General features: G+C 57.9%; 13 protein-coding genes and 1 pseudogene. 7 read left to right on the forward strand and 7 right to left on the reverse strand.

Translation table 11 applies throughout. The features are described from left to right. Positions 1 to 176: 176 nt before the first annotated feature. Complete coding sequence (locus tag M0D69_RS26260; protein ID WP_301784789.1) at positions 177 to 1382, reverse strand: hypothetical protein; 1206 nt, start codon at positions 1380 to 1382, stop codon at positions 177 to 179. Positions 1383 to 1905: 523 nt separating this feature from the next. On the opposite strand from M0D69_RS26260, the gene M0D69_RS26265 reads away from it, so the two are divergent. Further along, complete coding sequence (locus tag M0D69_RS26265) at positions 1906 to 2757, forward strand: glycoside hydrolase family 16 protein (RefSeq protein ID WP_301784790.1); 852 nt, start codon at positions 1906 to 1908, stop codon at positions 2755 to 2757. A gap of 68 nt (positions 2758 to 2825) precedes the next feature. Next, positions 2826 to 3965 carry a hypothetical protein gene (locus M0D69_RS26270; protein WP_301784791.1) on the forward strand — a complete coding sequence of 380 codons (1140 nt, stop codon included), beginning with the start codon at positions 2826 to 2828 and terminating at the stop codon, positions 3963 to 3965. Positions 3966 to 4382: 417 nt separating this feature from the next. Here M0D69_RS26270 and M0D69_RS43875 read toward each other — a convergent pair whose 3' ends face one another. The 4 genes from M0D69_RS43875 to M0D69_RS26285 all read right to left on the reverse strand — a co-directional run bounded on the left by M0D69_RS43875 (position 4383) and on the right by M0D69_RS26285 (position 7433). Further along, positions 4383 to 4772 (reverse strand): VOC family protein, encoded by a 390-nt coding sequence (locus M0D69_RS43875; RefSeq protein ID WP_367619764.1) that lies wholly within the window; start codon positions 4770 to 4772, stop codon positions 4383 to 4385. Between the two features lie 169 nt (positions 4773 to 4941). After that, on the reverse strand, positions 4942 to 5334 hold the full coding sequence (locus M0D69_RS26275; protein ID WP_301784792.1) for a hypothetical protein: 393 nt from the start codon (positions 5332 to 5334) through the stop codon (positions 4942 to 4944). A gap of 213 nt (positions 5335 to 5547) precedes the next feature. Continuing rightward, a complete protein-coding gene (locus M0D69_RS26280; RefSeq protein WP_301784793.1) occupies positions 5548 to 5910 on the reverse strand; it encodes a hypothetical protein in 363 nt (120 codons plus the stop codon). A 443-nt stretch (positions 5911 to 6353) separates the two neighbouring features. Beyond that, entirely contained in the window at positions 6354 to 7433 is a 1080-nt protein-coding gene (locus tag M0D69_RS26285) for a hypothetical protein (protein WP_301784794.1), read from the reverse strand. A 449-nt stretch (positions 7434 to 7882) separates the two neighbouring features. Here M0D69_RS26285 and M0D69_RS26290 point away from each other — a divergent pair, with 449 nt between their 5' ends. Further along, positions 7883 to 8050, forward strand: coding sequence for a hypothetical protein (locus M0D69_RS26290; protein WP_301784795.1), 168 nt, complete (start codon positions 7883 to 7885; stop codon positions 8048 to 8050). Between the two features lie 99 nt (positions 8051 to 8149). Here M0D69_RS26290 and M0D69_RS26295 read toward each other — a convergent pair whose 3' ends face one another. After that, a complete protein-coding gene (locus M0D69_RS26295) occupies positions 8150 to 9679 on the reverse strand; it encodes a PLP-dependent aminotransferase family protein (protein WP_301784796.1) in 1530 nt (509 codons plus the stop codon). 187 nt (positions 9680 to 9866) lie between these two features. On the opposite strand from M0D69_RS26295, the gene M0D69_RS26300 reads away from it, so the two are divergent. From M0D69_RS26300 to M0D69_RS26310, 3 genes and pseudogenes are all read left to right on the forward strand, one after another. After that, positions 9867 to 10619: an SDR family oxidoreductase gene (locus M0D69_RS26300; RefSeq protein WP_301784797.1), complete on the forward strand. Its 753-nt coding sequence runs from the start codon at positions 9867 to 9869 to the stop codon at positions 10617 to 10619. A 104-nt stretch (positions 10620 to 10723) separates the two neighbouring features. After that, positions 10724 to 11434, forward strand: a complete 711-nt coding sequence (locus M0D69_RS26305) for an SDR family NAD(P)-dependent oxidoreductase (RefSeq protein ID WP_301784798.1) — start codon at positions 10724 to 10726, stop codon at positions 11432 to 11434. Positions 11435 to 11640: 206 nt separating this feature from the next. Next, a pseudogene (locus M0D69_RS26310) lies at positions 11641 to 11763 on the forward strand (transposase domain-containing protein); the annotation flags it as partial. A 129-nt stretch (positions 11764 to 11892) separates the two neighbouring features. Here M0D69_RS26310 and M0D69_RS26315 read toward each other — a convergent pair. Then, positions 11893 to 13113 (reverse strand): porin, encoded by a 1221-nt coding sequence (locus M0D69_RS26315; RefSeq protein ID WP_301784799.1) that lies wholly within the window; start codon positions 13111 to 13113, stop codon positions 11893 to 11895. A 767-nt stretch (positions 13114 to 13880) separates the two neighbouring features. On the opposite strand from M0D69_RS26315, the gene M0D69_RS26320 reads away from it, so the two are divergent. After that, positions 13881 to 14450: a hypothetical protein gene (locus M0D69_RS26320; protein ID WP_301784800.1), complete on the forward strand. Its 570-nt coding sequence runs from the start codon at positions 13881 to 13883 to the stop codon at positions 14448 to 14450. The last annotated feature ends 47 nt before the right edge of the window (positions 14451 to 14497 follow it).

A 14497-nucleotide genomic window follows, 5' to 3' on the forward strand; every position in this document is an offset into this window, starting at 1 on the left:
AAGCCAAGCGCTTGAATCACAATGCAAACTTGTCTATCTCGCCGTGGAATCTCAGACTAGTTTCCGTGGCGCGAGAAGATGTGAGCCGAGCGTTGCATGCAGATTTACGCGCGGGGATCCGTTGGATTGCGTTGCTTGCTAAAATCGTGACGGTCCCCGTGTCTTTGCCATCACATTCATTGTGCGACGATGTTGAACGCGCGGCGGTACATGAGGTGTTGAGAGCCGACGCCAGTCCCCTTTGCGTAGTAGAGGTAGCCCGTCTGATCCGAAGTCCGGTCGGACGGCTGATCAGTGCTGACAATAGTCGGATACCAGTTGAACGGCGATGGCGGCTTCGTCGAGAAGCTCACGGTTGAATCTGGAACAGGAGCTTTCAGAATGACAACGCCCGGCGTCCAGCTAATCAGATCAGGCGACGTCTGGGCGTAAATTCCGCCATTTCCGATACTGACCATTAGAAACTGATTGAGATAGGTATTGAATGAGACTTGGGGTTGTCGCATATCGCCTGGGACTGTGGGATCGAGAACAATGTTCAACGGTGTGAATGTGCCCCCCAGGCCTGCAGTGCTAAAAGTGCCGCCGCTGTACTTTTGCCAACTCCCCGGCATGCCGTCGCTTGCGATCGGTGCTCGTGCGATCGCGAAGCCAGTCACCCTGCTCTGCGGATCGATTTCGCGAAAGACAACGTAGATGTACCCTCCGGACTCGACGGCCGAAGGCGTGAGCGCACCTGCGCCGCCACTCGCCTGCGTCGGCAATTGGGGATCTTGAGCCCCGATAATCTCCCCCTCCCGCGTCCACGTCACGCCTCCGTCGCTAGACCGCGCGAGCCCTATAGCGGCATAGAACGGATTACCCGAAGAGAGAACACCGTTGAAGAGGTGATTCTCGGCGTGATAGATCATCAATAGATCGATCCCGTTGGCAGCAGACGCGAACACGCTGCCCGCACCGACGTAGTCGGCATCGAACGCGGTGGTTCGAGGTCCGGAGGGTAGCAAGACGCCTGTCGGAACGCCTCTGGAAGCCACGAGCGACGTAAAGGACAGCAAATCCGGACTCGCCAATCCGTAGGTCCCTGCACTACCACCGCCAGCGACCCAAAGCCGAAAGCTTCCGTCCGCCTGACGCCGAAACGACAGATGTTCATCCGGGTTGTCCGCTCCGAAGGGTGAGCCCGGGGGGATGACATTTTGTTCGTCTGAGCTCACGATGAACGATGAAATCGACTTTACAGTGGAGACTGGCGCGGCCGTGTTTCCACTGCCTCCGCAGCCACATAACGACAGAATCACCGCAAAGATGATGTTTCGTTTCCGGCTGTAAACTGAGAACCGCAGCGAAGATCGAAAGGACAGCAGCGAATGATTTAGCATGAGACCGTCACCTTGGTTAAGCTAGGTTGGCCGAAGCTAGGGGCACTAAACCAGGAGTGTATTTCAAGCAGAGGGCGGCAACAAAACGCTGCCCTGGTCGAACAGGTGTCGGCCGCGTCGCGAGCGCTTGCTGAGCAGGCGAAGGCATTCCGCAAGACTGTTGCGGTATTACCGTTGCACGATGACTATACGGTGACAGTATTGGGATCTATGGTCTGACTGAGGCCGTCATCAGCCAACCCTTAACCCTTTCGGAGGCGTCTTCCAAATTCGAGCGCCTTGATTGCTATCGATCTGGGCGCCGATGTCGAACAGCCGCAACCGATTCTGGTCTATCGGCCACGAACAGATGTCGAGCCACTGCAGCCACGCAACTTTCTACGGGACGGACACTCGCGATCGACAGACACAACTTCGCCATGTCGAATGAGTTAGTCTCCAGTATTCGCAAAATAAACGACGCGCTCCAACCAATGGGCTACCCGACGCCTGCGTACCGCGATTATTGACGAAGAACACTAAAATGCCGAAAACCAACGTCTTCCCGGCAATGCTTGTTCCTGCACTTTCTGCTGCTATTGCCAGTGCGCTGACGAGCTCGTTCGCACTGGCAACAAGCCTTTCCGGACCAGTTACGTTCGGGTCTCCGAATCAGCCGTTCGGTATGAGGCGGCCGGTTACGGCTGCAGATCATGCACTGATAGCGGGTTATCGTTCAATGTCGCCGACCTTTACAACAACCTTCTCAAACCCTGACGAGCTTCGGTCGGATTGGACGGCTCAGACCGACGATCTCGCAGCCCTCAAATCGTGTCGCCGGCCCGGTAACGTGGAAACATCGAATGTCGGGGCGAGATTCACGACTTTGGTCGCCGCTGATTGTCGTGCGCGCTGGTCTACCGGTTCGATATTTACCAAGGCACAGTACTCCTATGGTTTTTTTGAGGCCACGATAAAAATTGCTGACATCAAGGGCACGAACAACGCTTTCTGGTTGACTACTCAAGACCATTACGAGATCGACATTGGTGAGATCCAGTATCCGAATTACAGCCATATTGGATTGCAGTACTGGCCTGCGGATAAGAGCGAAAAGCATGCTGGGGTTGGATTTGGCGCGAAGTTCACCGATAACCTTTCTTATGGTTTCCATGATTACGGCGTTTTGTGGACCCCGAAAGAGTTGATTTTTGAAGTCGATGGGGAACCCGTCGCAGCGTTGGTAACCAACGACACCATCAAGGGACCTGCCAATATCTGGCTATCCGCTGCACTGGCGGATTGGGCGGGCGGCAGCGTCCCGGATCATCCCGAGGGGCACGGCATGGTAGTGAAGTCGCTTCGCGTCATCGGACTCAAAGCCAGCCAACGGTGAGCGGCGACAGGCCAGGATTTGTCGCGTGAATCCCAGCACCGGCAACGTTTAACTGCGTGGAGAACTTCGTGCGCGTAATGGAGCGATATGGCGGCCTGACGGCTGTCTGCGTTCTTCTCATCACGTTACGATTCGGGGGGGCGGCGCAAGCACAAAACGTCGTGCGCGGCGTCAACTTTGTTCATCCGCTGCAGTACAGCGTGGCCGATCAGAATACCGCCCTCGTCAATCTGAAAGCTGCTGGAGTCCATGTCATTCGCTTTGGCATAGAGGCGGATGTGGATAAAAACATCGATTTTGTCCAGCGAGCCAATGCGCAAGGAATTGCGACGGTTTTGATCTTGCATGGGAAATACGCACCCAATGCACCGGTCCGCCCGTATCGTCCAAATGAATTTCCGGGTATGTGGGCGGGGCCGCCGTTCTCAGCTGTAGACCCTGACATCTCTCGACAATATTTCCAGCAGGTGATGGACAAGCTGGATGCCGACGGGATTGTTCTGGCCGGACTGGAACTGGAAAATGAGATCAACATGGCCGGAAACAACCCGGACTTTAGCTTGCCTGGAGAGGGGAAAGTCCTTGGTTTGAACGATCTCTACCATGATCCGGAAGGGCAACAGGTCGCGAAAGGTTACCTGCAGTATCTTAAAGAGCTGGCTGCCCTAAAGCAGGCAAGGGATCATTCGAAACTAAACCGACAGACGCCACTGCTTCCGACGAGCCTTGTCGATATCGTGCAGGAAGGGCCATGGCCAACGCCCAAGAAATATGATGGGGTCAGCGTTGGAGCAACACTGGCTTTTTTCCGAGCGAACGGGTTGGACAAGCTGGTCGATGCCTACAACCTTCACACCTATCCCTGGGCCGATGGTCCCGGCAATCAGGTCTCCGCCACGCATCGTCTGCGACGCTTGCAGGGGTTGGTTATGCCGGTGTGCTCTCCGGTCGGTTCGCCAAATGGCAAACCTTGCTGGATTACGGAGTGGGGATTTACGAATGCTAGTAAAGTCTGCCCTTCAGATGAAAATTCGCGCAGCGCACTCGCGCAAGAAATGATGGGAGACTTCGGTCAACTGATCCACGAGAAGCGTCTCGCGGCACTGATCTATTATTCCTGGATCGGCGACCCGCCGTTCGATGTTTATCGCTGTGGTGATCTGACGGAAAGCGGCAGAGCGGCGATCGGCCCGATATCGACTCGTTGACTATCAATGGTGAGTTGTAAGTACGAAAGTTTGTCGCAGGAATTGTCAATCACGCGTTCCCCAGACACTTACGAGAAAAATGATGGCCGTAACCTGTGTATAAAAGCCTATAGAGACTCGTTCGGCAATTTGTCACGCTCGATTTTTGGCGCTTGCCCGACAATTTGCTTGATGTCATGGAAGTAAATGGTCGCGAGGTAGGCCCGGATGGCTCCCCAAGCATCATTGAGTGTGGTCAATGCTGTACCTCCCGATTCATTGCCGCAATGCAGTTCAGTCTGCCGGCGTGACCGAAAGAAAGTTCCGGCAGGCTTGAATGGCGTCCGAATGGGACCTCTCCTGGGCGGAATTCGTCTTTCCCTAGTCAAGCTGTGTGGAGCAAAGCATCGGGACGGCCCCCGAATACACTACGCCTCGTCAGGAGGACCAGGGGGCATTTTGCAAAACGATTCGGTACCCATCGAGATCCTCGAATGTTCGACCTGATACGTCCCAATAGGGATTGAACGACGTCACGCAAACGAATCCGTTCTTGATAAGGCGCTCACACGTCGACTGCCAGGCTTCTCGATCCGGAACGTAAAACACCAGCAAATCCTCGGGCGTCGGAGTTGGCGATACAGGGTGTTCGCGACACTGGGTGAACTCGAAGTGATAGTCCATTCCGGAACACCCGAGCATCACCCCATCGAATCCCTGATGATCTTGGAATCGTGCTAGCACAACCAGGTTGAGGGCTGTGCAATACATGCTTTCCGCCCGGAAAAGGTCACTGACAGGTCTCGCGATTCTGAGATGTGCTTGCATCGAATGATGTTATAGAGATCGTTGACTACGGGTGTTCGAACATCTGATTCGAGAGAATATGTCGGACGAAAATCGTCGACACCCATTCTCGCCACCGTGTCGAACCGCCGCTTGTGGCCGGCTGCACCTAGCCGCTTGACACTCCATTCGCGGATTCGCGTTCGCCCCGCTATGGCGCAGAGGAAAGCGCGCGTTGCACGTTAGGATCGAAATGGTTCTGATACCAGTTAATCATTCCCCGCATGTACAGCTCGGCGGGTGGCGCATCGTCCGCGCCTACAAGTTCTGCACATGCGGCCGCTACAGCGGTGAGAATACGCGCTGATTCCGGAACATAAGGAAGGTCGAGATTCTTTTCATGACGCGCCCGGATCACCTCGTAGCGAGCGTTCTCGGGCAACGTCCACGCACTAATCATGAAATCCTGCACGCTTACCTGTTGCCCATTGACCTGGACGGTCTGACTACGATGCTCTTCAGCGTATCCCGCACGTTCCAACCCCTCACAGGTATCAATGGCGGCATTCAATACTTCACGAATCAAATTCCAATCAGTTTTCATATCGCGCCCTTGAGGTCGATTCGATGGAACGTTCAAAACGTCGGATCGTTAAATTCGATAATCACAATGATTGTCGCCGATTCGTCGTAATGCGTCGAATGCCCGTCGTTGGGCCGACCTCTGCCTGCCGACGATCGGCGGCTCGCGATCCGGAGCGGTCACAGGGATTTCACGGGAAGGTCTATTGCGCGATCCCTTCCTGCAAACACAGGGTCAAGGTTTGGATGGATAGAACTCACCGTCGTCGCCCTGCACACGAGCGTGCAAGCTCCGCGCAATGTCTTCCAGCTTGCGGATAGCGGTATCAGTCGGATCCTTCGTATAAAGCTCACCAAGCTGCGCGTTATACCAAAGCGGGAATGATTCTCCCGGCAATGAGACCAGAAAATCCTGCGGGCTGTTGGCAGGGTCTCTGACGACTTGGGGGTCGGTATGGACGTATGCCTGACATTGATCGAACGTGATTTTCGGACCTGAATCATCCGCCCAAAAGGATTTGCGAGTGATGTGGATATCGTAGCCGGCTACCGCGAGGGTACTGGCTAAGGAGAGAAGCAGAACAATGAGAGTGCGCATTCGACCTTCACTCGAGAATTTTGGCCAAGATTGTCGACGAACTTGATGTTAACGTCGAATGACCGGTTGTGACCGGAACGCGCCCGCAACGGGAGATGCCCCGAAGCAGTTGGCTACAGCTTCAACGGCACGGAAGGACGAACGGTAACCCGATTCAGGGCGCGGCAAGCTGGCAGACTGTGGGGCACAACGGCAACCGTTGCTGGAATGCGCCAGCCGGTTAACGTCCAGATGATGAGACGGGTTCGGACAACGAGGCGCAGCCAAGGTCGTTGATACCGGCCCTGGCGTAGCGATAGTTAGCACCCTGCGTTCAAGATCGGCTACGCCCAGACCGATGCGAGTGCGGACATTCGTGGCGGACCTGTCGACCGCGCCGGCCGACGCGGTCTCTGAGGAGTTGCTTGCCGCGACCATATTGCGCGGCAAGCAACGCAAGCGCGTTACTGTTGGCCGTTGTCTGTCGGTACAAAAGCCATGCCGTGCGGGCTAAGCAGATTGCTCACCAACGGCAGGAGTGCTCCGCTGCGCAAATCGAGCTGGCCGACATAGGCCGGCACCGCCGGTGTGGTAGCCGTGGCGGCTACGCCCGTAGATGCGGAAAACGCGGCGTCATGCTCCCAGACATCGGCACTGATCTTGTAAACCCTGTTTGCCTTCGTGTCGGACACAAGGAGAAAACCCCTTGGCGCAGTGGCGAACACGGTGTCGTCGATCTGCACCCGGCCGAGCAGCGGCAGATATTCCACGCGCGGATTAGCGCCCGGCCCGCGCAACAGAACGAGCTGGCCGTCGCCCTGATCATCGAGCAGAACATCACCCGACGGCGTTAGCGTCATCGAATCCGGATCGGTCAGGTTGAGCTGCGCCACGGTGCCGAACGGAATGCTGCTGGCCTGAGGCATGCCGGGCAACGCCGGAGAGACCTGGATCGTGCCGTTTCCGAGGAGCAGCGCGCGAACAATCGCAGGCCCCGTGTTGTGGCCGCTGGCGTCAAGGGTGGGGTTGGACGCGCTGACGAAGGCCTGACCGTCCTTGAAGATGATGTCGTCGTAACCGCCACCGTGCAGCGTCTTGCCGAAAACATAGTTTGTCGTTTGACCGGTCGCCGCGTCGATCGTGACGAGGTTGGCATTCGCATCCTCATTCTGCATCGCCCAGATTTGCCGGGTGTAGGGATTGACCTTCAGGCCATCGTTGTGTCCTGCCACAGTAAAGGTCCGCATGACCTTGCCGTCGAGCGAGTACTCAACGATCTGGCTTTGCGCGCCACCCGAACCATCCGGTGCGCCCCCGTTCGCATAGCCCACCCAGACATGATCGTCGAGCACGGCCAGCGAGTCCGGCGCGCTCGACCCGGCGGGGGCGTTCGCGAAGATGCTGATGCTAAAACCCGGCGTGACCACGGCTTTTGGAGGGTTTTCCGCGTTAGCGACGCCTGTCGCGAGACATAACGCGGCGAAGGCTAGCGCGGTGCGATTGAAAATGCGGCTGGCTGCGGAAATACGTCGATTGTTTGCCATGTTCGTTTCCTGAGATGTGGGTGCGAGCGGGAAAACCGGGGGGCGCAGAATGGATTGGCCTTGGCCCGAGGCTGAGTCGATGTAACGACCGGTAAAAACCAGTAAGACATAGAAACATATGACTATTACTGCGCGGTGACATCACCAACCAAGAGCAGCGCATCTTCGTGTTTGTTAGCTATTCGAAATGTCTGCGGACTGCAACTTACAAATGTCTAACGAGCGATACGAGTCCGGCACGACGCCTCGTTCGGCCTATCAGGCGCGTATTCCGGCAAACATGGCGAGTGCGATGGGCGAGCCAACCACTGCGATCAGCGATCGTGACGCAGGTTGCGCGCGGCATACGGCAGGCCGAGGGGCAGAACCGACCCTGAGCGGACTGTCGAGATGCAGCGACATCAATGGCTCTTTATGAAGCGCCGCAGACGGCGGGAAAGTAGACGCACATGTCCGCCTCGTTTTGCTTCGCTCACCTCGACACGCCCGATTCGCTGCTGCCCGCATTCGACGTCATGCGTCAGTTGCGCCCACATCTGACGGACGCGCACCCGTTCGCCGCGCGCGTGGCCAGCAGCGCGAGCATGGCGGCAGGTACGGCTGCGCAGAGCGCATAGAGCACGCCCGACGGGATGCGTTCCAAAAGCATCTTTGTCGCATCGTGCGAAGGCGTGCCGCGCTGCGCTTATTCGAGATCTGGACACATGCGTTTCGCGTCAGCCGTCCAGACACGCGCGCAACGTTCGCGCGAGACGGCCTGCCTCACCCGCATTGGCAATGTTCGCGAAGCCCATCACGAGGCCGCGCCGCGTGTGCCGCGCGTGGCTGTTCGCGTACCAGATCGAAAGCGGCAGCACCGCGAGCCCCGCCTCGCGGGCGCGCGAGGCGATGGCGACGTCGTCGACCGAGCCATCGGGGCCTTCGGCAAACTGCACTGCGAACTGGATTCCACCCGGCGGCAAATCGACAATCAGCCGTTCGCCAAACGCCTGCTCCAGCGCGTGCACGATCAGCTTGCGCCGTTCGCTGTACAACGTACGCATCCGCTTCAGATGCCGCGCAAAATGCCCCTGCTCAATGAAATCCGCCACGGCTGCCTGCAATAGCGTCGGCGACCCGGCGTTCATGCTGCGCGCAACCCTCCCGACGCGCTCGACGGCCCGCTCCGGTACCACCGCATACGCGAGCCTCAAACCGGGAAACATCACCTTGCTGAACGTGCCGCAATAGATCACGCGATCGCGCCGGTCGAGGCTCTTCAAAGCCGGCAATGGCCGGCCCAGATAACGGAACTCGCTGTCATAGTCGTCCTCGACGATCCAGCTGGATGCTTTCTCTGCCCAGTCCAGCAGCGCCACGCGTCTTGCGAGCGACAGCGTGTGCCCGAGCGGGCTCTGATGTGACGGCGTGACCAGTGCGAAGCGCGCCTGCGCATCCAGCAGTGTGCCGCGCTCCACGTCGATCCCTTCGCTGTCCACTGGCACCGGCACGAGCTGTACGCCGGTCTCGGCCAGAAAACCGCGCGCGAGCAGATAGCCGGGATCCTCGAACCACACGCGATCGTTCGGGCGGGCGAGACTGCGCAACACGAGTTCAAGAGTCGCACGGTAGCCGCCGGTAACGAACACCTGTTCCGGCAGGCAGGTCACGCCGCGCGAAAGCCCGAGATAGGTGGCGATATGTTCCCGCAGCGGTCGGTAGCCGGCCGGATCCGGGTACGCGAGCATCGCGCGTTCGCCGCTGCGCGCGCGCTGCGCAACGAGCCGGTTCCATACCTTGCCAGGAAATGCATCGAGCGCCGGCAGCCCTGGTTGCAACGGCCGTGGCTCGCCGCTCATGGCAACGGTGATGGTCGGCTGGCGCGGCGCCGGTTGACCGCCGCGCGATTCGCCTGGCGTCCCCGGCGTGCCAGTTCCTTCAGTGCTCTGGCTACCGTGCGCGTCCTGAACACCTTGCGCACGCGACGAGCGCATCACCGATGCAGGCAGCGACGGTGATACGAACGTGCCTGCCGCGCCGCGCATCTGCAGGTAGCCCTCGTCGACGAGGATCGTGTAGGCCAGCTCGACCGTGCCGCGCGCCGTGTTCAGCTGCGTGGCGAGGCTGCGCAGCGCGGGCACGCGATCGCCGGGACGTAGATGCCCCGCGGCGATCGCAGTCCTGAAACGCTCACAGATCTGCAGATAGATCGGCAACTGCTGCCGCCGATCGATTTCGATGGTCAAAGCGGGCGTCGGCACGGTCATGACAGTCTCGCGGACAAGGGGCACGGAACCGACTTGGACTAGTCGGCTCGACAGTTCTTGTCACTTTTCGATAGAGCATGATTCTTCCACACTAGCTTCACACGATGCGACGGCGGCGAACACTTCACGCAATACGATGCCCGCTAGCGCCCCGCACGTTCAATTACTTTCATCTGGAGAATCTGCCATGAAGATCGTCGTAATCGGTGGTTCCGGCCTGATCGGCTCGCGTGTGGTCACGCTGCTCAACGAGGCAGGCTATGAGGCGCTCGCTGCGTCGCCGCGTACCGGTGTGAACGCTGTAACGGGCGAGGGCCTGAGCGATGCGTTGACGGGCGCGGACGTCGTAGTGGATGTGACGAACGCGCCGTCATGGGAGCCGCAGGCGGTGCTCGACTTCTTCCGCACCTCGGCGCGCAACCTCGGCAAGGCCGAAGTGGCCGCAGCGGTGCGCCATCACGTCGCGCTATCAATCGTCGGCTGCGACCGCACGCCGGAGAACGCGTATTTCGTTGCCAAGGTTGCGCAAGAAGAGGTGATCGAAGCGGCGGGCGTGCCGTACACGATCGTGCGCGCGACTCAGTTCATGGAGTTCATCGGCGGTATCGCGGATTTCGGCACGAACGACGGCACGGTGCGAATCGGCGATGGACTGTTTCAGCCGATCGCAGCAGACGATATCGCGGCGATCCTCGCGCAGACCGCGCTCGCTGCGCCGCTGAACGGCAGGGTCGACATCGCCGGTCCAGACCGCGCGCCCTTCGCGGAGATCGTCACGCGTTATCTGAAATCGGTAGGCGACGCACGCCCCGTGGTGACGGATCGCGATGCGCGGTACTACGGCGGCCGTGTCGAGGAACAATCGCTCGTGCCGCTCGGCGACGCGCGGATCGGCCGCGTCAGTCTCGACCAGTGGCTGGCGCAGGCTAAAAAGGGTTGATTGCAGGTTTATGCGAAACCTGAATCAACGCGTCTACATTTGCCTTGATCGGAACCGTCGGCGCGATCGGCGTCGAAGCCAAACAAAAAATTTCGGAGTATTGAATGAATACGTCACCAAAGGTCGTCGTCGTTACAGGCGCATCGCAAGGCATAGGCGCCGAGGTCGTCAAGGCGTTTCGCAAGCTCGACTACCGCATTGTTGCGACCGCACGTTCGATCAAACCGTCGTACGATGAGAACATCCTGACCGTAGCGGGTGATATTGGTGATCCGGAGACTGCCCACCGTGTCATTTCCGAAGGTGTCGCGCGCTTTGGCCGGATCGATACGCTGGTGAACAACGCCGGCATATACATCGGGAAACCTTTCACCCAACATACCGCCGAAGACTTCGCCGCGGTGATGAATGTGAATATCGCGGGTTTTTATCACATCACGCAACTCGCCATCGCGGAAATGGAAAGGCATTCGAGCGGCCACGTGGTTAGCGTGACCTCCAGCGCCGTTGACGCCGCGATCAGCGGCGTGTATTCGGCACTGGCAGCCCTGACGAAGGGTGGTCTGAACGCCGCCACGAAGTCGCTGGCGATTGAGTACGCCAGGAAAGGTATTCGCGTGAATGCCGTCGCGCCGGGGATCATCAAGACGCCGATGCACGCGCCGGAAACCCATGAAGCGCTGGGCGCCTTCCATCCGCTCGGGCGCATGGGCGAGATGAGTGATATCGCCGACGCGATTCTGTTCCTTGATTCCGCACCGTTCATCACGGGAGAAATCCTGCACGTCGACGGCGGCCAGAGCGCCGGTCACTAAAATTTCTCGGGCACCGCAAGCCGGTGCCCTTTCGTATCCCAACAGCAACTACATCATTCGAGAGTTCCTGGAATCACGCTTTGCACGCGTGCGAAGGGCCGTTATACACAATCGAACCGACGTCCCAATGTCTGCGCAACAGTTGGGATGAGGGAGGTGACACATTTATTATCGCAATGTTGACAGATCTAATTCGCTCTACGGATGTCGAGCCAGAGGCTTACCTGCGCCACGTGCTTAGTCACATTGCAAATCACCCAATCAATCGTGTCGATGAACTGTTGCCCTGGAACCTGGCGGTGCAGCTTCCCGAAAACGGCCGCATCTAACGGCGCACCATTTAGATTTACATGAGCCAATAACGACATCGAGAATTAGTCTTGCAAAAATCGGGGTGACCATAGGTTTCTTGAGGTCGCCCCGTACAACACAGCTATGAACCTCGCTTGCGGCTCGGCTTAGAATCGATGAATGATCCCGATACCAAAGGCCGCCTGCGACGCCGAAGACGACGGTGTCGTGTTGAAGCCATCGCCGAGGGTCGCGGTCGCGTCGATGATATGCCCCGCGCCGCTGGTTCCAAGCGTCTTGCCGGATGCTCGCTGATAAGCTTGCAATGCATACAGCCCGGTACGCTTGGAAAGCGAGTAGTACTCGGACAGGTTTGCCTGCTGATAGCGCGCGCTGTCTTGAATGCCATTCGCCCGCGTTGCGCGCGTGTAGCTATATCCAGTAGCGAAGTCCCACGCCGCCAGCGGCTTCCAATGCAAGACGGCGCCGCCCGTATTGAAGATCGCCGTATCGGTGAACTTCGAGTTGATGCCCGGGATGTACTGCACGTTCGAGTACGTCGCGGTGAGGTCCCACGCGCTATTGAACTTATAGCTGGTGCCGACCGCGAAGCGCTGCTGCGCCTTCGCCGTCTGATACCCGTTTGTGAGCGCTGATACGCCTGCCTGAGACCCGTTGTTCGACGTCGTCGAATCCGAACCCCAGGCACCGCCGCCCACGGTCGAGTTGTTGATACGCGAAAAACCTACGCCAATGCCAACGGGTCCCATTGCATATTGGATCGCGGTGTTCCAGGTCGAGCCCTGGTTCAGGCTGCCAGCGACTCCGCCCATCGAGTACGAGCCGCTGACAGTCACGCCGTACAAGGTCGGCGACTTGTACAACAGCGTATTGTTTGACCGATAAATCGTATCGAGACCGTCGATGTCGCCTGGGTGCGCGCCATAAAAGCCGGTAAGCCAGGTTGTCGGGCTATACGCGGACAAGAGCTGGTAGTACGAACCATATTGCCGTCCCGCAGTCAATGTCCCGTAAGTGGGATTGGTTATACCGACCCATGCCTGGCGTCCGAACATTGCGTTGGTGTATTGCACCGCACCCGTGGCGGAATTGAAACCCGATTCAAGTTGGAAGATTGCGCTAGTTTTCCCGCCAAGGTCCTCTGCGCCCTTTAAGCCGAAGCGGCTTCCCGCCCATACACCAGGCGTCATCTTTGTCGCAGACTTGCCGCCGCTTGTTGCACCAAGCGACGAGGAGTTACTGACATAGCCAAGACCGTTATCGACGATTCCGTAAAGCGTCACGCTGCTTTGGGCGAATGACTGGGCGCTTGCGGTGAGTGTGAGGGCAAAGAAGGCGTGTCTAATTGCGTTCGATCTCGAGTGCATATCTGTGCCTGCGTATTTAGTATTGTTGAGTTTTCTGATGGAGCGGTTTTACGAGCGGCTTTTTCCCCAAGCTGCTCGGGACGCACTCTATAAGGCAAGTAAGCCTTTAGAAAGAGGGGGTAAAAGTTGAGTCCTTGCCCATCCCTGGAAAGGTGAGGTAACTTGTGGGTACCGTTCTGAAAGACCCGTCGTCGGGAGCCGCATCAGAGACGCATTCTGCAAATGCGCGCGTAAGGATTGGATTGAACGCAAGGCTTTGAGAAACCGTTGGCGATAAGCAAAAGAGATGGGATAAAGCAAAAGTCGCAAGTTGAGCGCTATAGAGCGAGCATCCAAGATGGCGGCACTGGGAATGAACTGCGTCGCGTCGGCGAGCGCAGCAGCGTAGTGAAATGGTTGTCGAAGCATGTTGACGTATTCTTAAAAACCGTGGGGTCGACGATCCAGGAGCATTGTTCATCCGACTGGATGGCACACCGCTCACAGTGAAGTCAGCATCAGAGGCGATCCGGCAGTTGCTCCGGCAATTGTCGATGAAACCACCCAATGGAAGAATCAGGCCCAGGTCATTCGAGTTTCGGCACGCCTTCGCAGTGCATCACCTCATGCTTTAGCCCTGGGTGTGCCAGCAATCCTCGTCGAGTTGCATTGTGGACTACACCTTCAATTGCGGAAGACAGTACCTGTGCCGTTATTCCATCAACTTTCTACCGCTGTGTCCGCGATAGACAGCAACGATAAGCGCATAACTCCGTTGCAGGAACGCCATGCCATTCGAGACAGCCGAGACGACGATGTGGCGACTTGTGCAACTCTACACAGGTCGAGTCGGTTACAAACGAGGCGTGAAGTCTGAAGGTTTGTCGATGACCCCACCGGTCATCGATTGCTCTGGATGGACCGGGCTGCTTCTTATGCGGGCCATGCACGCAGAAAACGAGATGGCCGGTCGCACGATCTTCGGCGTTGATGACGTGCACGCTCTGCAATCGTGGTCGGATCGGATCATCCACGAACTTGAAGCGCGAACGGGATTCATTCTTGAGGGGCGAGATGTCACCGCCCATAACCTCCCGCGATGCGCCACGATCGGACTGAAAATTGGAGAGCCTACTTGGGCGAACAACCATCCTCGTCCGCGCAGCATTACCCATATTGTTCAAGTCGTCCGGCGTCCGGAGGATGACACTCCGTTCGTTTCAGAGTCCTTTGGCGGTTCGGCTCCACCTGGCATAAGCCTTACTCCGCTGGGCGAGTGGCTTGTTCGTGCGGAACCGCGCCTCGACGCAGACGAAATTTGGGCCGTTGATCCTTTTCGGTTGGCCTTAAAAAATTAAACAGCCATCTGGAATTTCTCTTCCTGACAGGCCCCTGCCTGTCGGCG

Source organism: Caballeronia sp. SEWSISQ10-4 2, from assembly GCF_030464885.1.
Lineage (GTDB): Bacteria > Pseudomonadota > Gammaproteobacteria > Burkholderiales > Burkholderiaceae > Caballeronia.